This window comes from Romboutsia sp., assembly GCF_051659545.1.
GTDB lineage: Bacteria > Bacillota > Clostridia > Peptostreptococcales > Peptostreptococcaceae > JBOFOR01.
Genome location: NZ_JBOFOR010000239.1, coordinates 26,640 through 49,976 on the forward strand (window position 1 = coordinate 26,640; position 23,337 = coordinate 49,976).

Below are 23,337 nucleotides of genomic sequence, written 5' to 3' on the forward strand. Positions count from 1 at the left end.
TATTTAATTAGAGGTGATAACTTTGCAAAGCAATAAAGATAAAGCTTTAACTGGTGAAAATAACAAAAGATTAAAAAAATATAGACCAACTAACAACGAACAAAATGCAGCTTGGGCAGATATTGATAAATTACAAGCTGAAAGTAAGGTAAGTATACCTTCTATGGAAAGCGTTAATGAAGCTAAAGAGTGGGTTGACAATGGAAGTAGATTATAATTAAAGAAAAAACAGTATGCTTTTAATTTAGCATACTGTTTTTCTTTAATTATAATCTCTTACAACAGGATTTATAAAGGTAGCACCATCTAAAGATTGAAATATTTGTAAACTTGCAAAATTGCCTAAAATGTATAGAGTGTAAACTCTATGAGGGCGTATTCTTATAGGATTAATTCTTAACTGCCTTTTGTTTTGAGATAATTCTATTTCAACTTTGTAGAAATCAGGTTGTATATTTATATAATCAGTGACTTCTCTAAAATCAACATTAGAAAATAAAGTTTCATTATTAAAAATCATATTTATTTCAGGAAGATTAGGAGAGAGATGAACTACCCTAATTTCTGAATCTTGACCTATATTTCTATTAGAACCTTCTGGAATTAAAAGTAATTCAAAATCTTCACTATATCCTGTTAAAGCAAGAGTTGAAAAAGTACTATCATTAGCAATAATTTCAATACTTTGCCTTATTAAAGGATTATCTTTCTTCATTGTAGGGAATACTGTTACTTCATAAACTCCTTCTGGTACATAAATATAAGGAGTAAATTGAGTAAAAAGCACTCTATTAAAAAACAAACTTCCATTTAAATATATATCTACAGCACCTTGTCTAGGTGTTCCATGCAAAAACCTAACTAAAGAATAAGAGTTAGAATCTTTCAAAATAAATCCCCCCTAAAAAATATTAATATCCTTAATAATATATATATTAAATAGTTACTTTTTTGATATTAATTTTTCACTAGGGATAAGTACATATTCTCCAGATCTAATTTGATAATCAGCTGAAACCAAGTCAGGATTCTCCTTATATATAATTTTTCTGAAATCTTCAAGATCACCTATATTAGTATTATAATTTTTAATAATATCATCTAGAGTTTCACCAGATGCAACTAAATGTTTTTCTAATATTCTATTCTCCATAACTTTATTGTAAGTTTTTTCATAAGAGAGGTTAGATAATTTAGTAACCATAGGTACTTTATTTGCCAAATAATCTGCAGAGCTATCTAAACAAGTTATATAATTGTAAATACCATCTCTTATGATGCTTGATGTAGGCTTATTCTTATCAACTACTGGACCGAGGAAAGAAAGTATTATAAGAAAAGCTAATATGTATTTCACAAAAACACCTCCTACCCACTAGTATTAGTAGAATGAAGTATTTCTAAACAAAAATATTGACTTAAATTTTATAAGTTGGTATAATTTTGTTAAATAATTAAAATGATATATAAAGCAAAAACTAATATATAAAATAAAGACAATGAAGAGAAGAGTAAATATAAAATGTAGTTCTAGCGAGTTAGGGGTGGTGTAAGCCTAATACAAAGTTTATATTGAAGAACATCTCCGAGTTTCTAACCGAAATCTGTATAGAGAGTAGATTTAGACGGCAGGCACCGTTACAAGCCTTTAAGCAATGCTTAAACTAAGAGGTCATAGTTGACAATTAGGGTGGTACCGCGAGAGCATAGTAGTCTTTCGTCCCTTTACACAGGGATGAAGGGCTTTTTTTATTGTTCAAAATAAAAGTAAAATATATTCAATGATTATGAATGAATATATTTACTATATATTAGAAAAAATAACAAAATAGGGAATTAAGAGATTAATTAAAATATTCAAGGAGGAAAAAAATGCAAAAGGAATTTTTAACTGTAAAAGAATTATATAGAAGTAAAGAAGAATACGTTGGTAAAACTGTGAAAGTAGCTGGATGGATAAGAACATCTAGAGCATCTAAAAACTTTGGTTTTATAGAATTAAATGACGGGAGTTTCTTCCAAAATATGCAAGTGGTATTATCAGAAGATAAGCTAGAGAACTTTAAAGAAATAGCTAAATTACCAATAAGTTCATCTATATTAGTAGAAGGTGAATTAGTTTCAACAGAAGGTGCTAAACAACCAGTTGAAATACAAGCAACAAATATAGTTATAGAAGGAGAATCTGATAGTACATATCCTTTACAAAAGAAAAGACATACTCTTGAGTACTTAAGAACAATAGCTCACTTAAGACCAAGAAGTAACACTTTCTCAGCTGTATTTAGAGTAAGAAGTTTAGCTGCATTTGCTATACACCAATTTTTCCAAGAAAGAAACTTTGTATATGCACATTCTCCAATCATAACAGGAAGTGACTGTGAAGGTGCAGGAGAAATGTTCAGAATAACTACTATGGACTTAAACAACATACCTACAACAGAAGATGGAAAAATAGATTATACTAATGACTTCTTCGGAAAAGAAGCTAACTTAACAGTTAGTGGTCAGTTAAATGCTGAAATAATGGCGCTTGCATTTAGAAATGTTTATACATTTGGACCAACATTCAGAGCAGAAAACTCTAACACAGGTAGACATGCTTCTGAGTTCTGGATGATAGAGCCTGAAATATGTTTTGCTGATTTAGAAGATAATATGGAATTAGCTGAAGATATGATAAAATACGTAATAAACTACGTGTTAGAAAATGCTCCAGAGGAAATGCAATTCTTCAATAGCTTTGTAGATAAAGGATTATTAGAAAGATTAGACAATGTAGTAAACTCTGAATTTACTAGATTACCATATACTAAAGCAGTAGAATTATTAATAGAATCAGGACATGAGTTTGAATATCCAGTTGAGTGGGGATGTGACCTTCAAACAGAGCATGAGAGATACTTAACAGAGCAAATATTCAAAGCACCAGTATTTGTAACAGATTATCCAAAAGACATAAAAGCATTCTACATGAGAATGAATGAAGATGGAAAGACTGTTAGAGCAATGGATTTATTAGTTCCTGGAGTTGGAGAAATAGTTGGAGGATCTCAAAGAGAAGAGAGAGAAGAAAAGTTATTAGAAAGAATAGAAGAAATGGGACTAAACAAGGAAGATTACTGGTGGTACTTAGAACTTAGAAAGTTCGGAACAGTTACTCACTCAGGGTTTGGTCTTGGATTTGAAAGAATAATAATGTACATGACTGGTATGTCTAACATAAGAGATGTAATACCATTCCCAAGAACTCCAAAGAATTCAGAATTCTAATAAATAAAAATATAATTGATATTGAAAAGGTAGCTTAAATAAGCTGCCTTTTTTGCTAAAAGGATACTGCAATATTCGCTTGACAAAGATTATGCAATAACTTAGTATATTGTGGAAATACAAAACTTGGAGGATATAATGGATAATAAAGATTCTAGTAATAAAATTGAAAAATATAGTAATTACTCGAAACAAGATGGAAAAGATTTAACAAAAATAGATAAGAATAGATTACGTTTGAAAACCTCACAAAATAAAATTTGTTCAAATTGTAATTTAGAAAGTGATGAATATAGTAGCTATTGCAAATTTTGTGGCAATAATAATGATGAAATAAATAAAGAAACAAAAGATAAAACAATAAAATTTGCGGGGAAAGATGGAATAATTACAGGAGTAGCAGCGGTTGGAATATTATTCATAATGGCATTAATTATAAAGATTATTGTAAGTATCGGATTTGGAGAATTAGGAAGTATAATAAATCCTTTACAAATAATGATGACTTTAAATTTAAGTTCAGTTAACATACAGTCTTCAACTATGTTAGGTTCTGGAATAATAAGTGCAAAGCTAGGTATTCTTGTATTAGCAGTATTTCCTATTATAGCTATTTCTCTAGCGAATCTAATATTTCTTAGAAAAAAAAGTACCAATCAAACAATATCAAATATAGTAGTGGTAGGCATTACATATGGTACTCTGATGGTGTTTATAAGTTTATTTGCATCTGTAGGTTCTAATTTTAGAAATTTAATTGAATATGGAATATCGATTAAATTAAGTTATAATATGCTAAGTACTTTTTTCAATGGATGTGTTATAGCAACTAGCTGTACATACCTTATTGGATTTAAGAATAAATATAAGCAAGGAAATATATATTTAAGTGCAATTGATAAAGTAATGAAAACTATAGTATTAGGATGTATATTTATACTAATAATTCTTGTTATAGTTACAATTTCAGATAGAAGTTACTTAAGTGAAATTGGATTATATGGTTATTCAGATAAGTTTAGTATGGCAACTATAGTTACTCAATTAGCAGTGTATATGTGGGCTTTTGCTAATTTTATACCAATAACAATAGGAACTAATGTTTTATCACCATTTAATATACTAGGCAGTGGATTATTTATAGAAACTAAACTTATATTTTTCTCAATGATAGCAGCCTCTTTATTAGTAATTTTAATTATAGGATATAAGCTAAAAGAAAATTATAAAGAAAACGATAATAAGCCAGTAATTATTTTTAGTATATCTTATGCATTATTTATGGGAACTTTATCTATTTTAACTAATATTATGATAGCTGGAAATATTTCTTTATTTGGAAGTGAAAGTTTGCAAGCCTCTATAAACATGGGTTTTCCTTTGATTGCTACAATAATAAGATGTTTTATATATAGCTTTTTAATATCTTTAGTAGGTTATAAATTAAATGGAACTGAAAAATAAATCAAAAAAGGAGATTGAATTAATGAAAGAAAATTTAAAAAGTGTAATCTTTAACCTTAAGAATAAATCAATTGAAGAAAAATTAAATTTAAAAAATACAGTAGAAACAAGTAAAGTAGAAGAAGCTCAAACTGAAAAAACTAGTTTATTGTTAGAAATGGGCATGTTAACATATAGAAAAATTAGAGAAAATAGAATAAATGATAAAGATTTTGATAATATTTGTAAAGAAATACTAGAATTGGATAAAATTATTTATGCAAATAAATTAGATTTAGAAGAAGAACGCAAATTAACATGTGAATGTGGTAATATAATTAATACTGATGATAAATTTTGTTCTGAATGTGGAAACAAGATATCTACTGAAGAAAAATTAGAGGATTTTATAGTGTGTAAACATTGTGAATATGAGATAGATTTAGACTCTAATTATTGTATTTGTTGTGGAAATAAAGTATAAATAATAATTAAAATAAATATATATAATTATTTACAAAAATCGACAAATGTGTTACTATTTTAATAACAAATAAATAGTACCTTTAATCCAGTTCAGAGAAGCTGGCAAGGTTTTCGGAATAAATATAGAAGATATTTATGATAATAGTACAAATCGTAAAATATTATAATATAAATCTTTTATGAAAACCTCTTGCTAAGCAAGAGGTTTTTTCGTTAAACAGGTACTTATAATAGAGGAGAGACATTATTATGAGTAAAAAACATCAAGATCACGATTATTCACTAGAGGCAATACCAAGCAGTGCAAGGAAAGGATTTATATCAATGCTAGTTGTTATGTTAGGATTTACATTCTTCTCAGCTAGTATGCTAGCTGGAGGAACTTTAGGAACTAGCTTAAGTATGAATAAATTTTTAACTGCAGTATTTTTAGGAAATTTAATCCTTTGTGTATATACAGGTTTATTAGCATATATAGCAGGAGATACAGGCCTATCAACTCATTTACTTGCTAGATATTCATTTGGAGAAAAAGGATCATATCTGGTATCATTCTTAGTTTCAGCAACACAAGTTGGTTGGTTTGGAGTAGGGGTTGCAATGTTTGCAATACCAGTTTCAAAGGCAACAGGAATAGATGTAGGAATATTAGTGTTAGTATCAGGATTATTAATGACAGCAACAGCATTCTTTGGAATGAAATCATTAACAATACTAAGTATGATAGCAGTACCATCAATAGCGGTACTTGGAGGAATATCAGTATCTAAGGCTATAGGTTCAGTTGGAGGATTTGCAGGTTTACTTAGCATAGAGCCAACAGGAACAATGACTATGAGTGCAGCACTTTCACTATGTGTAGGTACATTTATAAGCGGAGGGACATTAACGCCAGACTTTACAAGATTCTCAAATAGCAAAAAGACTGCTGTAAGCACTACGATAATAGCATTTTTGGTAGGTAACTCTCTTATGTTGTTATTTGGAGCAGTAGGATCTATGGTTACAGGACAAGCAGACATAGCAGAAGTAATGTTTATGCAAGGATTAATTATACCAGCAATAGTGATATTAGGATTAAATATTTGGACAACTAATGATAATGCTTTATATGGTTCAGGTTTAGGATTTGCAAATATAACTAAACAACCAAAAAGTAAGATGGTTATAATGAATGGAATAGTAGGTACATTGCTTGCAATGTTCTTATACAATAACTTTATGGGATGGTTAAACTTATTAAATTCATTTATACCAGCAACAGGAGCTATAATAATAGCAGACTATTTTATAGTAAATAAGAGAGTATATACTAGCTTAGAATATACTAAATTTGAAAATATAAATATAAATGCAATAGTTGCTTGGGGTGCTGGAGTTGTAGCATCATTTATATTACCAGGTATAACTCCTATAAATTCAGTATTAGTAGCTATAGTGACTTACGTAACAATGTCTAAATTAAATAAAAAAATATTAAATAAAGACCTTAATAAAGAAAAAACAAATAGGGCTGCTTAATTAAACAGCAGTTTATAAGGTATCTTAGGAGGAACATATGTTAATCAAAAATGCACAATTAAGAAATAATGACAACTTAGTAGACATATTAATAGAAAATGGGATAATAACAAAAATTGAAGCAAATATAGAAATAGAAAGTGTTGAAACTATAGACGCAAGAGGATTTTTAGTAGTACCACCATTTATAGAACCACATGTTCACTTAGATACAACATTGACTGCTGGTGAACCAAAATGGAATGAAAGTGGGACTTTATTTGAAGGAATAGAGCGTTGGTCAGAGAGAAAAGAATTTTTAAGTATAGAGGATGTAAAAACGAGAGCGAGAAAAGCTATATCATGGCAAGTAGCCAATGGTATTCAATTTATAAGAACTCATGTTGATGTTACGGATTCAACATTAACAGCAGTTCGTGCAATGGTTGAATTAAGAGAGGAATTAAAAGAGTATGTAACTATTCAAATAGTTGCATTTCCACAAGAAGGAATATTATCATACCCTAATGGATTAGGACTATTAGAAGAGGCTATAAAGTTAGGTGCTGATGTTATAGGTGCTATACCTCACTTTGAATTTACTAGAGAATATGGAGTAGAATCTATAGAAAAGATATTTGAACTTGCTAAAAAATACGATGTATTAATAGATGTACATTGTGATGAAATAGATGATGAACAATCTAGATTTATAGAAGTACTTGCAGCAAAAGCCTATGAAAATAATATGGGAGAAAAAGTAACAGCAAGTCATACAACAGCAATGCATTCATATAATGGAGCATACGCATATAAATTATTTAGATTACTAAAAATGAGTGGAATTAACTTTGTAGCTAACCCACTTGTAAATATACATCTTCAAGGAAGGTTTGATACTTATCCAAAAAGAAGAGGTATAACTAGAGTAAAAGAAATGGTAGAATCAAATATAAATGTTTGCTTTGGTCATGATGATATATTTGATCCATGGTATCCATTAGGAACAGGAAACATGCTACAAGTACTTCATATGGGATTACATGTATGTCAAATGATGGGATATAGCCAAATAAACGATTCTATTGATTTAATAACTAATAATAGTGCAAGGACTTTACAAATACAAGACAAGTACGGAATAGAGATTGGTAAACCAGGAAATTTAATAATATTACCTGCTGAAAATGGATATGATGCAGTTAGAAGACAAGTTCCTGTTTACTATTCAATAAGAGAAGGTAAGATAATAGCAAATACAACTTTAAGTGAAACTTATGTTAACTTAGGATATAAAGAAAATATAGATTTTAAGAAGTAAATAAGGCTTAAAATAAATTTACTAAAAACCATATATATATAAATATATGGTTTTTAATTTATATAGTAAAAAGTAAAATTATTTATAAATTGTAATTTTATTAGGATGAAATATAAATTTATATGTGATAAACTATAATAGTATTTTGAAATATGGAGGGATTATATGAGCAGAAACATAGATGACGATGACAGAAACTTAGATAATACTTTTAGCATAACTATGGAACTTCAAAAACCTATATTTGAAGATAAAATCGAAGAACAAACAAAGGAAAAAAAATCAAATTTCAAAAGAAATATTTTAATAGGTGCAGTAGGAATATTATTAATTTCAGCAATAACACTTATCAGTTGGGTGAGTAGTGCTTATAAACCATTAGATTTAGCTACGAGCTCTTTAGTTAGCGATAATAGAGTAGAGGTAAATATAGGGGAGTTTATAACGTTTACACCTACAAAGGCTAAACCTACAAAGGGATTAATACTTTACCCAGGGGCTAAAGTGGATGTGAAAGCTTATGCACCTTTAGCTAAAGAAATCGCAGAAAGCGGATATCAAGTTGTACTTGTAGAAATGCCCTTAAATTTTGCTATGATTTCTCCTAATAAAGCAGAAGAAGTTATAGAAAAATATCCTAATATCCAAACTTGGGCTATTGGGGGTCATTCTTTAGGTGGTGTATCAGCATCTAAATTTGCAATTGAAAATACAAAAATAGATGGTGTAGTATTATTAGCATCTTATCCTATGGGAGATGAATTAAAAGCATTAGGAAAAAAAACAATATCTATATGGGGAAGCAAAGATGGAGTACTAAACTTTACTAACCTTATAGAATCTAAAGCTAAATTACCATTTGATACTACTTATGTTGAAATCGAAGGTGGAAATCACGCACAATTTGGAGACTATGGTAAGCAAAAGGGTGACCATGATGCAATTATAAGTCAACAAAATCAATTAGATATAACATCTAGAAATATAGTCAAATTCTTAAAAAACTTAAGTAACTAGAATACAAAAAAGATGGTTAGAATATAATCATCTTTTTTGTATTTATTATATTTTAATGATTTAGAAATATTTATATATTCCTAAATCATTCCATTCAACTACTTTTATATCTTTTCTAAATGCGTCTACAAACCACATTATATCTTCTTTTTTTATAGACTTTGATATTAGTAGTAAAAATAAATAAGTAGCCATAACTATAAGCAATTGAATTACAAGTAAAGAACTTAATCCTACAAAAGTGAAAGAATATTTAACTAAAAAGCAAGATACAGCTATGCATATAATGGGCTTAATCAGCCAATCAAACAAACGAAAATTAAGCTTAGTTACTTTTAATAACCTGTTGATACTTAAAGATGCATTTAAAATTGTTCCTACAAATAAAACACAAATAAATCCTTCTATTCCTCTTTGAGGTATTAGAAAACAGATAAGTAGTATTCTAACTCCCATATCAATGAAATTATATCTTAAAGTACTCATTTGCTGATTTAGAGCATTTAAGCTCCCGTCAACAATTCTATCCAAATACATAAATGGTATTAGTGGCGCCAGTATTCTCATCATTACTCCAACCTCAGGATCATTATAAAGAGCTACTCCTAGTTCATTTGAATAAATTATAAATACTCCAGAAGCAAATACTGCTATAAATAAAGTGAATTTAAAAACTTTAGCTAAAATATAATTAATTCGCCTCTTTTGATTTAAAGCACTAGATTCAGCTATTTCAGGTATTATAAGTGTAGAAAATGAAGCTAAAAATATAGATGGAAAAGATAAGATAGGTAAAACCATACCTTTTATCATACCAAAAGCAGAAAGTGAGGCAGAGGTAGAAGAACCATATTTTCTAAGGGCTTCAGGAATTAGTAAATCTTCTATTGTTCTTAAACCGGTTTGTATATACGCGCTCCAAGCAATTGGTATAGCAATACTTGTAATCTCAGTTAGTTTACATTTAGATTGAGGATTATCGCATCTATAAAAAGATTTTTTTTCAAATATATAAAGAAAGTATGAATAAATTGTCGAGACTACAACTGAAACAGACATACCTACAGCAATTAATATACAAGTAAAGTTAAGCCCTTTAGGCAAACAAATACTCATAAAAGAAGATATTATTATCATCATAGTAGACACTTCTATTACATCAGAAGAAATACTTTTTATAACCTTTCTCATTCCATAAAAATAACCGTGAATACAGGCTCCTAAACTTACAAAAGGCAAGCTACAAGATAAAATTTTTAGAGGAAGTATAGCTCGAGTGTCATCTATCCAAAAAGTACTAATGAATTCAGCACTATTATATAAAAGCAAACAAGCCAAGATACTAAAAAATAAACTATAAGCAAAGGCCTTTTTCATTATGTTTTTAATTTTATTTTTATTTCCTTTACCTAATTCTTCAGCTATAAGTCTAGTAGTAGTTACTCTTATTCCTGAAATAGCAAGAGTACAAGTCATAATATTTATGCTCATAATCAATTGGAATAATCCCATTCCCTCAGGACCAATTTTATTAGAGAGATAAACTCTAAAAGACGTACTAATAAAACCTAGAATCATAGTCGTACAGGTCAAAATCAAAGCGTTTATTATTAGTTTTTTTCTTTTCATATTAGTTTCTCCTATAAATTAAAATGTTTAGTTGAAAATATATTATTTTAATGTATATGAGAAGGTTGGACTAAATATTATTTTAAATAGAAAAATATCAACACTTATAATTCATTGCACATAGAATGCCTTAATAAAAGAAAAACTAATTATATATTTAAATATATAAGGAGAAAATTAAATGAAAATAAGATTAGGATATGTAGCGATAGCTTTAAGTTTAGAAAAAACAACATCTTCAAGTACACTAACTTATGCAAGATACTTAAAAATAGGCTCAGAAAAAGAAAGATTAAACAAATTAAAAGAAGTAACTTATTCAAATATAGAAGCTCTTGAACAAATACTAATATACAATATAAAGAACAACATACATTTTTATAGAATGACATCAAATTTTATACCACTTGCAACTCATCCAGATGTTATGTGGGACTATATGAAATATTTTAAAAAAGATTTTGAATATATAGGAAAAATAATAAAAGGTAGCAATATGCGTGTTGATACACATCCTGATCAATTTAATGTAATAAATAGCGATAAAGAAAGTGTAGTAGAAAATACTATAAAAACTTTAAATATGCAGGTAGACTTATTTGAAGCAATGAACTACCCTGAAGGCAAAATGGTAATACACATAGGTGGTGCTAAAGGAGGCAAAGAAGAAGGAATAAATAGATTTGTAAAAAACCTTGAAAAATTCCCTAAGAGAATTAGTGAAAGACTAATTTTAGAAAATGATGATAAAACATTTACAACTGAAGATGTAATAAAGATATGTAGAAAAACTAAATTACCAATGGTATTAGACGTTCATCATCACGATTGTAATAATACAGGAGAAGATATAGGAGACTTATTAGAAAAAGTATTTTTAACTTGGAAGGATGAAAAGCTAGTACCTAAGATACATTTTTCTAGCCCTAGAGAGTTTGAAAATGATAGAAAACACTCAGATTATATAGATCCTAATAGATTCTTAAAATTTATAAATCTAGCAAAAGAAAGTATAAATACAGATTTTGATGTAATGATAGAAGCAAAGCAAAAAGATTTAGCATTAAAAAAATTAATGAAAGACCTCAAAAGTATAAATAGCGATATTAAATATATAGATCAAAGTACTATAGAAATATAAAATACAAAAAAAAAACGAAAAGTAATTGAATGGATAAATATGCTGTGATACAATAAAAATATAAATAAGTGCAAACGATTGCTCTATTAAAACAAGAAGCTTGTTATTTAGGAGGAAGCGATGAGAATTACAATTAAAGATGTGGCTAGAGAGGCCAATGTTGCTACATCTACAGTATCAAGGGTACTGTCTGATAACCCAAGAATAAGTGAAGAGACTAAAGAAAGAGTTCACGAAGCAATAAAAAAACTAAATTATAAGCCGAATGCGATAGCTAGAAGTTTAGCAAATAATAAGACTAGAATATTAGGTGTAGTATTACCAAATGAAGCAGATGAACTTTTAGCAAATCCTTTTTTTATAAATGCAATGAAAGGAATGAGCCTGTATGCTCAAAGTAAAAATTATTATATAACTTATGCTTTCAGTAAACACCAAGATAGTGAAATTGATAATATAAAAGAGCTTACAAGTAGCAATTTAGTAGATGGAATTATACTTCTAAGGGTAAGGGATCAGGACCAAAATATTAAATATTTAAAAAAAATTGGTTTTCCATTTGTTGTCGTAGGTAGACCAGAGCATGCGAATGAAGTCTTATGGGTAGACAACAACAACTTCCAAGCTATGTACAAAGTAGTAAACAAATTAATACAAAAAGGACATAAAAAGATAGGATTTGTAGGTGCAATTGAAAATCTTAATATGTCAAAGGATAGATTTAAAGGATATAAAAAAGCCTTAGAAATGAATCAAATACCTTATGATGAAAATATAGTGGCACATATAAATGAGTTTAAGGAAAATGAAGGACAAGTTGCATGTAATCAATTATTAAAAAATAATGAATTATCAGCAATAGTTACAACAGATGATCTTATAGCTTTTGGAGTTATTAAAGGATTAAAAGAAAAAAAAGTAAGAAATATATCTTTGGTAGGGTTTAACAATACTCAATTGGCAGAATACCAAAAACCACCTTTAGCATCTGTAGATATAAATGCAGATAAATTAGGATATCAAGCAACAAAATTATTAATAGAAAACCTAGAAGGTAATGAAAAAAATAGACATTATATAGTAGAAACTCAATTTATAGAAAGAGAATCTTTCTAAATAATAATACCTAAATACAGCTATATTTAGGTAAACAAAAAATGCAAGCGTTTGCTATGGGGGAGAGTGGATATGATTCAAGCATTTATATTTGATTTAGATGGGGTAATAACTGATACAGCTCATTTTCATTATTTAGCATGGAAAGAGCTAGGGGCAAAAATTGGAATAGAGATAGATGAAGATTTTAATGAAACATTAAAAGGAATAAGCAGAATGGAATCTTTAGAAAGAATATTAAAATTTGGAAATAAAGAAAATTATTTTACTGATGAAGAAAAAGAAAAGATGGCTATTGAAAAAAATAATTACTATGTATCTTTAATAGAAAATATAACACCTAAAGATGTATTACCAGGTATAGAAAATTTATTAAATGAGATTAGAAATAATAATATAAAAATAGGATTAGCATCAGCAAGCAAAAATGCTGTGATGGTTTTAAAAAACTTAGAACTTATAGATTATTTTGATTTTATAGCAGACGCAGCTATATGCAAAAACAGTAAACCAGCACCAGATATATTTCTTATGGCAGCAGAGGGGTTAAATGTAAACCCTTTAAATTGTATAGGAATAGAAGATGCTAGTGCAGGAATAGAGGCAATAAATCTGTCAAATATGTATTCTGTTGGAGTTGGAGAAAAGAATATATTATACGAAGCTAAGTTTATAGTAGATTGCACAGATAAATTAGATTTTAAGGAGTTAGTTGATAAATTTAAGATATAAAATAATTAAATCAGGGGGATTTTATGAAGCGTTTATTTAACAAAATAGAAGAATGGAAGATAGTACAAAATAAGATAGAATTTGAAGAAAATAGACTAGCAGAATCCATAATGAGTTTGGGTAATGGTTACATGGGGATGAGAGGTAATTATGAAGAAAGTTATTCAAATGATAGTCATAGGGGTTCTTATATAGCTGGAGTATGGTTTCCAGATAAAACACGAGTAGGATGGTGGAAGAATGGATACCCGAATTACTTTGGCAAAGTTCCAAATAATGTGAATTATATAGGAATAGATGTATTAATAGATAAAAAACAACTTGATTTAGCCAAAGCAAATGTTAAAGATTTTTATAGAGAATTGGATATGAAAAATGGTGTATTAACTCGTAAATTCACTGCTGAAATGGATGGAAAAGAAATAGAAGTAAATGCAACTAGATTCTTAAGTATAACAACAAAAGAAATGGGAGTAATTAAATACGAAGTTAAATCACTAAACTTTGATGGAGAAATAACTTTTAAGCCATACTTAGATGCTAATGTAAAAAATGAAGATTCTAATTATGAAGAAACATTCTGGGTAAACATATCTTCGGACTCAAGAGTAAATGGAGGAAATGTTGTAGCTAAAACTAAAGAAAATCCATTTGGTACAGAAGTATTTACAGTAGGTGCTGTAATGGAAGTTAAAACAAGTAAGGAAGCTAAAGCTACTATTCATGAAAATAAAGAATACTACAGTGAAAATACTATAATAATTGATATTAAAAAAGGAGAAACAGTAGCTTTAGAAAAGTATGTAGCAATAACTACTACAAGAGACTATGAAGAATGTAATTTAGTAGAAATAGCTAATGAAATCCTAAATAAAGAACTATCAAAAGGATATGAAGTCTTACTTAATGAACATTGTAAGGCTTGGAATAAAAGATGGGAAACTGCAGATATAAAAATAGAAGGTGATACTGTAGCTCAACAAGGTATAAGATATAACTTATTCCAATTATTCTCTACTTACTATGGAGATGATGCAAGATTAAATATAGGACCAAAAGGATTTACAGGAGAGAAATATGGAGGAGCAACTTATTGGGATACTGAGGCATATTGTTTACCAGTTTACCTAGGAGTAGCAGATAAAGATGTAGCTAAAAACCTTTTAGTGTACAGACACAATCAATTAGAACCTGCTAAAGCAGATGCAAAAAAATTAGGTTTAAATGGAGCATTATATCCAATGGTTACATTCAATGGTACAGAATGTCACAATGAATGGGAGATAACTTTTGAAGAAATACATAGAAATGGTTCTATGATATATGCTATACACAACTACACTAACTATACAGGAGATTATGAATATATAAAACAAAAAGGTATAGATGTAATAGTTGAAGTAGCTAGGTTCTGGGCAAGTAGAATACATCTAAATAAAAGAAAAGATGTATATATGATACATGGTGTAACGGGACCAAATGAATACGATAACAATGTAAATAACAACTGGTACACTAATTACATAGCTAAATGGTGTTTGGAATATGCTTGTCAAAATATAGCTAAACTAAATGAGGAATTCAAAGAAGCTGTAAAAAGAAATAATGTAACTAATGAAGAAACTGAAAATTGGACTAATATAGCTAATAAAATGTATTTACCTTATGATGAAGAGTTAGATATAATAGTTCAGCATGATGATTTTTTAGATAAAGAATTTATAAAAGTTGAAGATTTGGCAAAGGAAAATTTACCTCTAAATCAAAAATGGTCTTGGGATAGAATACTTAGATCTTGTTATATAAAACAAGCAGATGTATTACAAGGTATGTACTATTTTGGAGATAAATTTACTAAAGAAGAAAAGAAGAAAAACTTTGATTTCTATGAGCCATATACAGTTCATGAATCTTCTTTATCATCATGTATATATTCAATAGTTGCATCTGAAATAGATAACTTAGATAAAGCTTATGAATTGTATTCAAGAACTGCTAGATTAGATTTGGATAACTATAATAATGATACAGAAGATGGACTTCATATAACGTCTATGTCAGGAGCATGGCTTGCTATAGTTCAAGGTTTTGCAGGTATGAGAACTTATAATCAAAGTCTAGCATTTGAACCTAAGCTACCAACAAATTGGGATGGATATAGTTTTAATATAAACTATAGAGAGAATAAGCTAAAAGTAGAAGTAAGAAAAGATAGTGTATCTATAGTAAATTTAGAAGGTGAATCTATAGAAGTAAGCTTATATGGAGAAAAATATACTATAGAAGATAAGATTGAAATATCTAGAATGGTAGTGGACTTAGCGTAGGAATAAGTTAATTTTAAAATAGAATACGAGTTTAAATAAAATGTATCCTATAGAGTAGCCAATGAAAAAAGGTTACTCTAATAGGATACTTTTGTATTCAAATAAACCCTGTTAGATTTTAAGGTATATGTAATTTCTACATTTCAATTTTATGTATACTGTTCTATAAATATCAAAAAATGTAAAAAAATGTTGTTAATTACTGTATATTTATTATATAATACTAATGTATAAATAAAAATGCAAACAAAAGGTTACAAAAAAAATACATTTTCTGAAAAAACACAAAGGAGATTGATTATGTTAAATAAGAAAACGACAGCAGCTGTATGTTTATCTACTTTAGGGATAGTTGTTTCGCCTATGATTTCATTTGCAAATGCAAAAGAAGGAGTAGTAACAACAGGAACATTAAACGTAAGAAGTGGACCAAGTACAAGCTATTCAGTAGTAACAAAAGTATATAAAGGTGATAAAATTGAAATATTAGAAACATCTAACGGATGGCATAAAATAAAATTATCAAATGGCAAAACAGGGTGGTCAAGTGGGGAGTACATAAGTACATCGTCAACTGGAGGAAGTACTACACCATCAACAGGAAAAACAGGAACAGTAACAACAGGAACATTAAATGTAAGAAGTGGAGCAAGTACGAGCTATTCAGTAGTAACAAAAGTATATAGTGGAGATAAAGTAGAAATACTAGAAAGCTCTAATGGATGGTATAAAATAAAATTATCAAATGGAAAAACAGGATGGTCAAGTGCGCAGTACATAAGTACATCATCAACTGGAGGAAGCACTAATCCAGGAACACCATCAACAGGAAAAACAGGAACAGTAACAACAGGAACATTAAATGTAAGAAGTGGAGCAAGTACAAGTTATTCAGTAGTAACAAAAGTATATAGTGGAGATAAAGTAGAAATACTAGAAAGCTCTAATGGATGGTATAAAATAAAGTTATCAAATGGAAAAATAGGATGGGCAAGTTCACAGTACATAAGTACATCATCAACTGGAGGAAGTACTGAAGAAAGTAAGCCTTCTCAAGATAAAGTACAAAAAGTAGTAGATTTAGCTCATGATCAAATAGGGAAACCTTATGTATGGGGTGCAGAAGGACCGAATAGTTTTGACTGTTCGGGATTAACGTACTATGTTTATAAGCAAGTAGGAGTTACATTACCAAGAGTTTCAAGAGACCAGTATAGTGCAGGAAAATCAGTAAGTAAATCAGATCTTCAACCTGGAGATTTAATATTCGCTAGTACTGATGGAAGTGGTAAAATAAGTCATGTTGGTATATATGTAGGAAATGGATATATGATACATTCACCTAAGCCAGGAGATGTGGTTCAGAAAAGTAATATGAATAACTCTTACTGGAACAATGCTTACGTAGGGGCAAGAAGAGTTTTATAATAATCATAAATATAGAAGGCATGATAAAATTATCATGTCTTTTTGTATATAATTTTTTGTATAATATAGAAATAGGAGTATTAAAATAAACTATAAATATTGTTTAGAAAAAGCAAGTAAGTTACATTGTAATATTAAGGAGTGAATAATGAATAAATTTAAAGATTTTCAATTAGATAAAGATATATTAAAAGCGTTAAATAATTTACAATATCATAGTCCATCTAAAGTTCAGCAAAAGGTAATACCAAAACTTTTAGACAAAAAAAATATAGTAGTAAAATCTAAAACAGGAAGTGGAAAAACTGCAAGTTTTGGAATACCATTGTGTGAGGCTATTGATATAAATGACACAAATGTACAAGCCCTTGTAGTAGTTCCAACTAGAGAACTGGCAATTCAAGTAAGTGATGAAATATCTAGTATAGGTAGATTAAAAAAAATCAGATGTAGTGCTATTTTTGGAAAACAACCAATAAAGGAGCAAATTACAACTTTAAAACAAAGAGTACACGTAGTAGTAGCAACACCAGGAAGAATAATAGATCACATAGAAAGAGGAACTATAAACTTAGAAAATATAAAATATTTAATAATAGATGAAGCAGATAAAATGTTTAATAAAAGCTTTATTGAACAAGTAGATATTATATTTAATAATTCATGTGAAAGTAAAATTGTAGGTCTATTTTCAGCTACAATAGATGAAAATATAAAAAGCTTGTGTAACAATTACATGAAAGAATTCGAGTTAATAGAAATTGAAAACCATGAAAATTTAGATAAAAAACAAATAGAAGATAAAATAATAAGAACAGAAGAAAGTAATAAATACCAAATTTTAAAAAATTTGATTTATAGTGAAAATCCTGATTCTCTTATTATATTTTGCAACACAAGAGACAAAGTAGCAAACTTGTATAGAAAGTTAAAGGAAGATGGATTTTTAGTAGCTCAATTACATGGTGAGATGTCTCAAGATAAAAGAATATTCGTTGTAAAAGATTTTAAGAATAACAAATTTAATATGCTAGTTAGCACTGATGTAGCATCTAGAGGTATTCATATTGATGATATTTCCTTGATAATAAACTATGATGTAACAAGAGATAAAGAAAATTACGTTCATAGAATTGGTAGAACAGGTCGTAAAGATAAATTTGGAAAAGCCATAACTATAGTGAATAGTAAAGATGAAAAGTACCTTAAAGAAATAGAAGGATATACAGGATATACAATACAAGAGATAGATTATATCGATGAAGAAAAAATAAAGCAAGGAAAAATAAATCTTGAAGAAAAAAAGAAGGATATTTTAAAGAAAAGAAAAAATAAAACAATAGAAAAGAAAATTCATAGTGAAGTGACTAGACTTTATTTAAACGGTGGTAAGAAGAAAAAGATAAGAGTAATAGATATAGTAGGCGCTTTTAGCAATATAGAAGGTATAAGTAATGAAGATATAGGGGTTATAAATGTAGGGGATTTATGTTCTTATGTTGACATACTGAATGATAAAGGCGATAAAATACTTAGAAAGTATAAAGAAATAAGTATAAAGAAAAAATTAGTAAAGATAAAAAGAGATAACCAAGGAGAATAAATATGTCACTTAATAAAGCCGAGTTTTTGAGAGAATACAAAATAGAAGAAAATTTTTTAACTGAAAACAATATAGAGTGGGAAGATTTAGAAGCAATATATTATGACTACAACCAATATAGAAAAAGCTATGAAACACAAGCTGATTTGATAGCAAATATTTTAAGGGGTCATAAAAAAGTGCACTCTGTAAAAACTCGTATCAAGGATGAAAAAAACTTAATAGAAAAGATAATAAGAAAAACAGAGGATAGAAGAGAAAAATATGGAGAAAACTTTAAGCTTACTGTAGATAATTATAAAAACGAAGTGACTGACTTAGTAGGTATAAGAGTAATTCATATATTTAAAGAAGATTGGGAAGAAATACATGATTTTATAAGTTTAATGTGGAATGTTAATGAAATAGTAGCAAATATAAGAGCAGGAGATAACACTAAAAAATTTGAAGAACTAGGTATTGAAGTATGTTCAAGGTTATCAGGATATCGATCAGTACATTATTTAGTGGAGTCTTACCCAACCACAGAAAAGGTTATAACAGAAGTTCAAGTAAGAACAATATTTGAAGAAGGCTATGGAGAAATTGATCATCAGTTAAGGTATTCATTAGATGAAATACCAGAGATACTTGAACAAAACCTAATGCTTCTTAATAGAATTGCAGGTAGCTCTGATGAAATGGCATCCCTTATAAATTTACTAAGTAAAAGTTTTAATGAAATAGAGAACAAATATGAAGAAAAGATAAATGAAAAGAATGATGAAATATTAAGCTTAAAAAATGAAATAAATAGTAGTTCTTCTATTTCTGAAAAAGAAAAAGAAATATTTATAAATAAGATAGAAAATATTATGAGTAAATAGTGTAATAAAAATAAACCCCTTACATATAGAAAATTAATAAAATAATTTTATATGTGGGGGTTTTATGCAAAATTTACAGATTAAAATAAATGAGCTAGAATCTAACATAATAGAAAAAGACTTAAATAAAATAAAAAAAAATAAGTTAAAACCAATATCTCAGAAAGACACAAAAGACAAAAGTGAAATAAATATAAAAAAATACAACTACTATGTGAAGTTAAGTAAAAAAATAAAAAAATATATAGAAGAGTGTAATTACTATACTATTAATATAAAACATGATAGATATAATAATATAGTATGCTTGGTGACCAAATTTAATATAGCTGAAATGGAAGTAAGTATGCCAATAGACATAAGAGTTATGAATGGTCATTTGAAAGATACTTATATGAAATGTTCTTATTACAATCAAGGAGAATGTGGATTATTATATATAGATGAATTTATGGCAGGAAAACCTGGTTATGGATATGGAAGTTTATTATTAAGCAACTTAAAAAATATTATAGAAAGTATAAATGCTAATATTAATAAGTGTAATATTAAAGAAAAATGTAATTTTAAAGAAATTAAGGTAGTGAAGGGCAAATCATTTCCGTATAATGGAATTATTAGTCAAGGAAATTTAAATAAGCTATATATTAAGCATGGATTTGATATAGATTGTAGAAATAATATGAATATGGAAATTAAGTAGATAGACTTTAAAGGGGGGGCCCATGAGGAAAGAAGTTTACAATGAAGTTATTGAAAAAATAATAGAAAGCATAGATGAAGGAATACATTTTATTGATAAAGACGGCAATACAATTATATACAATAGTTCTATGGCTAAATTAGAAAGAATGGATAAAAATGATGTTTTAAATAAAAATTTTAAAGAAGTAGCTTTGACTATGGAAATAAATAATAGCACCTTGTTACAAGTTCTAAAAAATAAAAAGCCTATAAAAAATAATGTTCAAAGATATTTAAACAAAGATGGAAAAGAAATAACTACTATAAATACTACAATTCCAATAATAGTAGGTAATGAACTTGTAGGAGCTCTTGAAACATCTAAAGACATGACGCAAATACAGACTCTTTCGGAACAAATTTTAAAACTTAAAGAACTTAAAAATATAAATAAACATAATCCAGAAAAATTAGGATACAATTTTGAGGATATAATAGGAGAAAGTGAGCCAATAAATAAAGCTCTCAAAATATCAAAAAAAGCAGCAAATAGTGATGCCACTGTTCTTATCTATGGAGAAACAGGAACTGGAAAAGAGCTTATAAGCCAATCTATACATTACGATAGTAAAAGAGCCAATCAACCTTTTATAGCACAAAATTGTGCAGCTCTTCCTGAAAGTTTACTTGAGGGTATTTTATTTGGTACTGTAAAAGGTGGGTTTACAGGTGCAGTAGATAGACCTGGATTATTTGAACAAGCAAATAAGGGAACTTTGTTGCTAGATGAGATAAACTCTATGCCACTACAACTTCAAGCTAAACTATTAAGAGTATTACAAGAAGGCTATGTGAGAAGGATTGGAGGAACAAAGGATATACCTGTAGATGTAAGGGTAATAGCTACTACAAATGAAAATCCTGTAGATATATTAAGTGAAGGAAAAATAAGAAAGGACTTATACTATAGATTAAATGTAATATATATTCAAATTCCTCCTTTAAGAGAGAGAGGTAATGATATTGTATTACTTTCAAATAAGTTTATAGAAAAATACAATAAAAAATTAGAAAAAGATGTTAGATATATATCAGAAAAAGGAATAAAAATGCTTAGAAATCATTATTGGCAGGGCAATGTTAGAGAACTTGAAAATACTATATATTCTAGTATGAGTATGATGGAAGATGAAAAAGTTTTAACTGAAGATATGATAAACATAAATGAGTATAAATCTAATTCAGCAGAAAATTTATATATTGTAGACATTGAATCTAAACCTTTAGAGTGGATAGTTGCAGATATTGAAGAAAGATACATATATGAAGCTTTAGAAAAAACAGACAATAACGTAACCAAAGCTGCAGCAATACTTGGACTAGGTAGACAAAACTTGCAATATAAGATGAGAAAATATAGTATTAAATTAAAATAAGATTACCTAGGGTCACGCAAAAAAATTTGCAATAAGAGCAAAATTTAATGCACTTTATAGATAATTAGCAAATTTTTTTGAAAAATTAACCAAATAAAAAATATTTATAGGAAAATAAAATTTAATACATATAAAAAAATTAAGGAAAAACCTAGTTATTTAAAAGTTAACTAGGTTTTTCCTTGATTTATTTTTAAAAAAAACAATTTTGGCATAGATTGTGCTTTATAAAAAGACAGAAGAATTAATAAAAATAAGGGGGCTTTATAATGAGAAACGTTAAAGTAGGAATTTGGGGATTTGGAGCTATGGGAAGCGGAATGGCAAAAATGCTTCTTAAAAAGAAAGGGATAGAAATAGTAGCTGTATGCGATATGCATCCAGAAAGAGTAAACAAAAGCATATATGAAGTATTAAAAGCTGAAAGAGGAGAAAGACCAGACGTAATAATAAAAGCTGATGCAAGTGAAGTATTTACTGAAAAATGTGCGGACATAGTATTATTAGCTACAGACTCTTTTACAAAAGGTGCTTTTGATAAAATAAAATTAATACTTGAAAGAAAAATAAATGTAATATCTACAGCTGAAGAAATGGCCTATCCAAAAGCGCAAGAGCCAGAACTAGCTAAACAAATAGATGAAATAGCAAAAGCAAACGGAGTAAGTGTATTAGGAACAGGAATAAATCCAGGATTTGTACTTGATTTATTAATATTAGCTTTAACAGGAACTTGCGAAGAAGTTGACTACATAAAAGCATCTAGAGTAAATGATTTATCTCCATTTGGGCATGCAGTTATGGAAGAGCAAGGCGTAGGAGTAACTAGAGAAGTATTTGAAAAAGGTATAGAGGATGGATCAATAGCAGGACACGTAGGATTCCCAGAGTCTATAAGAATGATAACTGATGGAATAGGATGGAATTTAGAAAAAATAGATCAAACTAGAGAACCAATAATGAGTAATGTATATAGAAAGTCAGAGTATGCTGAGGTTCAACCTGGAAATGTAGCGGGATGTAGACAATGTGGATACGGGTATGTAGATGGTCAAATGAAAATAGAAATGGAACATCCACAACAAATACTACCTCATTTAGAAGGTCAATCTACAGGTGACTATGTAACTATAAAAGGAATACCAAACATAGATTTACAAATAACACCAGAAATACCAGGAGGAATAGGAACAATAGCTATGTGTGTAAACTCTATACCTCACGTAATAAATGCAATACCAGGATTAAAAACAATGTTAGATATACCAGTTCCAAGAGCAATAATGGGAGACATTAGAGAGTTAGTATTATTAGAAGAAGAAGTAGAAGCTTAAT

20 protein-coding genes and 1 other annotated feature are annotated in these 23,337 nt (G+C 28.4%); of the genes, 17 read left to right on the forward strand and 3 right to left on the reverse strand.

Annotated elements, in window-relative coordinates; genetic code table 11:
* Positions 1-22: 22 nt before the first annotated feature.
* Entirely contained in the window at positions 23-217 is a 195-nt protein-coding gene (locus ACRC03_RS13570; protein ID WP_438653118.1) for a CDIF630_02480 family spore surface protein, read from the forward strand.
* Between the two features lie 45 nt (positions 218-262).
* Here the strand turns inward: ACRC03_RS13570 and ACRC03_RS13575 are convergent, their stop codons facing one another.
* Both ACRC03_RS13575 and ACRC03_RS13580 read right to left on the reverse strand, forming a co-directional pair.
* On the reverse strand, positions 263-889 hold the full coding sequence (locus ACRC03_RS13575; protein WP_438653119.1) for a DUF4397 domain-containing protein: 627 nt from the start codon (positions 887-889) through the stop codon (positions 263-265).
* Between the two features lie 54 nt (positions 890-943).
* Positions 944-1,357: a hypothetical protein gene (locus ACRC03_RS13580; RefSeq protein WP_438653120.1), complete on the reverse strand. Its 414-nt coding sequence runs from the start codon at positions 1,355-1,357 to the stop codon at positions 944-946.
* Positions 1,358-1,490: 133 nt separating this feature from the next.
* Positions 1,491-1,728: a binding site (T-box leader), on the forward strand.
* Positions 1,729-1,872: 144 nt separating this feature from the next.
* On the opposite strand from ACRC03_RS13580, the gene asnS reads away from it, so the two are divergent.
* The 6 genes from asnS to ACRC03_RS13610 all read left to right on the forward strand — a co-directional run bounded on the left by asnS (position 1,873) and on the right by ACRC03_RS13610 (position 9,040).
* Positions 1,873-3,273 (forward strand): asparagine--tRNA ligase, encoded by a 1,401-nt coding sequence (gene asnS, locus ACRC03_RS13585; RefSeq protein ID WP_438653121.1) that lies wholly within the window; start codon positions 1,873-1,875, stop codon positions 3,271-3,273.
* A gap of 138 nt (positions 3,274-3,411) precedes the next feature.
* Complete coding sequence (locus tag ACRC03_RS13590; RefSeq protein WP_438653122.1) at positions 3,412-4,737, forward strand: hypothetical protein; 1,326 nt, start codon at positions 3,412-3,414, stop codon at positions 4,735-4,737.
* A gap of 22 nt (positions 4,738-4,759) precedes the next feature.
* Positions 4,760-5,200, forward strand: a complete 441-nt coding sequence (locus tag ACRC03_RS13595) for a zinc ribbon domain-containing protein (protein WP_438653123.1) — start codon at positions 4,760-4,762, stop codon at positions 5,198-5,200.
* 251 nt (positions 5,201-5,451) lie between these two features.
* Entirely contained in the window at positions 5,452-6,723 is a 1,272-nt protein-coding gene (codB, locus tag ACRC03_RS13600; RefSeq protein ID WP_438653124.1) for a cytosine permease, read from the forward strand.
* A gap of 37 nt (positions 6,724-6,760) precedes the next feature.
* On the forward strand, positions 6,761-8,023 hold the full coding sequence (locus tag ACRC03_RS13605; protein ID WP_438653125.1) for a cytosine deaminase: 1,263 nt from the start codon (positions 6,761-6,763) through the stop codon (positions 8,021-8,023).
* 165 nt (positions 8,024-8,188) lie between these two features.
* Positions 8,189-9,040 (forward strand): alpha/beta hydrolase, encoded by an 852-nt coding sequence (locus ACRC03_RS13610; protein ID WP_438653126.1) that lies wholly within the window; start codon positions 8,189-8,191, stop codon positions 9,038-9,040.
* 60 nt (positions 9,041-9,100) lie between these two features.
* Here the strand turns inward: ACRC03_RS13610 and ACRC03_RS13615 are convergent, their stop codons facing one another.
* Positions 9,101-10,669 carry an oligosaccharide flippase family protein gene (locus ACRC03_RS13615; RefSeq protein ID WP_438653127.1) on the reverse strand — a complete coding sequence of 523 codons (1,569 nt, stop codon included), beginning with the start codon at positions 10,667-10,669 and terminating at the stop codon, positions 9,101-9,103.
* 181 nt (positions 10,670-10,850) lie between these two features.
* On the opposite strand from ACRC03_RS13615, the gene uvsE reads away from it, so the two are divergent.
* The 10 genes from uvsE (at position 10,851) to ord (ending at position 23,336) form a co-directional block, all read left to right on the forward strand.
* The gene (gene uvsE, locus ACRC03_RS13620) at positions 10,851-11,810 is read left to right on the forward strand and encodes a UV DNA damage repair endonuclease UvsE (protein WP_438653128.1); all 960 of its coding nucleotides are present in this window, start codon (positions 10,851-10,853) and stop codon (positions 11,808-11,810) included.
* A 120-nt stretch (positions 11,811-11,930) separates the two neighbouring features.
* Entirely contained in the window at positions 11,931-12,926 is a 996-nt protein-coding gene (locus ACRC03_RS13625; RefSeq protein WP_438653129.1) for a LacI family DNA-binding transcriptional regulator, read from the forward strand.
* A gap of 72 nt (positions 12,927-12,998) precedes the next feature.
* The gene (gene pgmB, locus ACRC03_RS13630; protein ID WP_438653130.1) at positions 12,999-13,658 is read left to right on the forward strand and encodes a beta-phosphoglucomutase; all 660 of its coding nucleotides are present in this window, start codon (positions 12,999-13,001) and stop codon (positions 13,656-13,658) included.
* A 23-nt stretch (positions 13,659-13,681) separates the two neighbouring features.
* On the forward strand, positions 13,682-15,985 hold the full coding sequence (locus ACRC03_RS13635; RefSeq protein ID WP_438653131.1) for a glycoside hydrolase family 65 protein: 2,304 nt from the start codon (positions 13,682-13,684) through the stop codon (positions 15,983-15,985).
* A gap of 300 nt (positions 15,986-16,285) precedes the next feature.
* A complete protein-coding gene (locus ACRC03_RS13640; protein ID WP_438653132.1) occupies positions 16,286-17,413 on the forward strand; it encodes a C40 family peptidase in 1,128 nt (375 codons plus the stop codon).
* 148 nt (positions 17,414-17,561) lie between these two features.
* Positions 17,562-19,016, forward strand: coding sequence for a DEAD/DEAH box helicase (locus ACRC03_RS13645; protein WP_438653133.1), 1,455 nt, complete (start codon positions 17,562-17,564; stop codon positions 19,014-19,016).
* 2 nt (positions 19,017-19,018) lie between these two features.
* Positions 19,019-19,882, forward strand: a complete 864-nt coding sequence (locus tag ACRC03_RS13650; protein ID WP_438653134.1) for a RelA/SpoT domain-containing protein — start codon at positions 19,019-19,021, stop codon at positions 19,880-19,882.
* A gap of 64 nt (positions 19,883-19,946) precedes the next feature.
* Complete coding sequence (locus tag ACRC03_RS13655) at positions 19,947-20,585, forward strand: hypothetical protein (protein WP_438653135.1); 639 nt, start codon at positions 19,947-19,949, stop codon at positions 20,583-20,585.
* A 22-nt stretch (positions 20,586-20,607) separates the two neighbouring features.
* On the forward strand, positions 20,608-22,002 hold the full coding sequence (locus ACRC03_RS13660) for a sigma-54 interaction domain-containing protein (RefSeq protein WP_438653136.1): 1,395 nt from the start codon (positions 20,608-20,610) through the stop codon (positions 22,000-22,002).
* A gap of 269 nt (positions 22,003-22,271) precedes the next feature.
* Positions 22,272-23,336, forward strand: a complete 1,065-nt coding sequence (gene ord / locus ACRC03_RS13665) for a 2,4-diaminopentanoate dehydrogenase (protein ID WP_438653137.1) — start codon at positions 22,272-22,274, stop codon at positions 23,334-23,336.
* The last annotated feature ends 1 nt before the right edge of the window (position 23,337 follow it).

Bases quoted from the DNA above. Each gene is read 5' to 3' on its own strand.
- asnS (WP_438653121.1), top strand. From the start codon at position 1,873: ATGCAAAAGGAATTTTTAACTGTAAAAGAATTATATAGAAGTAAAGAA.
- ACRC03_RS13590 (WP_438653122.1), top strand. From the start codon at position 3,412: ATGGATAATAAAGATTCTAGTAATAAAATTGAAAAATATAGTAATTAC.
- ACRC03_RS13595 (WP_438653123.1), top strand. From the start codon at position 4,760: ATGAAAGAAAATTTAAAAAGTGTAATCTTTAACCTTAAGAATAAATCA.
- codB (WP_438653124.1), top strand. From the start codon at position 5,452: ATGAGTAAAAAACATCAAGATCACGATTATTCACTAGAGGCAATACCA.
- ACRC03_RS13605 (WP_438653125.1), top strand. From the start codon at position 6,761: ATGTTAATCAAAAATGCACAATTAAGAAATAATGACAACTTAGTAGAC.
- ACRC03_RS13610 (WP_438653126.1), top strand. From the start codon at position 8,189: ATGAGCAGAAACATAGATGACGATGACAGAAACTTAGATAATACTTTT.
- ACRC03_RS13615 (WP_438653127.1), bottom strand. From the start codon at position 10,669: ATGAAAAGAAAAAAACTAATAATAAACGCTTTGATTTTGACCTGTACG.
- uvsE (WP_438653128.1), top strand. From the start codon at position 10,851: ATGAAAATAAGATTAGGATATGTAGCGATAGCTTTAAGTTTAGAAAAA.
- ACRC03_RS13625 (WP_438653129.1), top strand. From the start codon at position 11,931: ATGAGAATTACAATTAAAGATGTGGCTAGAGAGGCCAATGTTGCTACA.
- pgmB (WP_438653130.1), top strand. From the start codon at position 12,999: ATGATTCAAGCATTTATATTTGATTTAGATGGGGTAATAACTGATACA.
- ACRC03_RS13635 (WP_438653131.1), top strand. From the start codon at position 13,682: ATGAAGCGTTTATTTAACAAAATAGAAGAATGGAAGATAGTACAAAAT.
- ACRC03_RS13640 (WP_438653132.1), top strand. From the start codon at position 16,286: ATGTTAAATAAGAAAACGACAGCAGCTGTATGTTTATCTACTTTAGGG.
- ACRC03_RS13645 (WP_438653133.1), top strand. From the start codon at position 17,562: ATGAATAAATTTAAAGATTTTCAATTAGATAAAGATATATTAAAAGCG.
- ACRC03_RS13650 (WP_438653134.1), top strand. From the start codon at position 19,019: ATGTCACTTAATAAAGCCGAGTTTTTGAGAGAATACAAAATAGAAGAA.
- ACRC03_RS13655 (WP_438653135.1), top strand. From the start codon at position 19,947: ATGCAAAATTTACAGATTAAAATAAATGAGCTAGAATCTAACATAATA.
- ACRC03_RS13660 (WP_438653136.1), top strand. From the start codon at position 20,608: ATGAGGAAAGAAGTTTACAATGAAGTTATTGAAAAAATAATAGAAAGC.
- ord (WP_438653137.1), top strand. From the start codon at position 22,272: ATGAGAAACGTTAAAGTAGGAATTTGGGGATTTGGAGCTATGGGAAGC.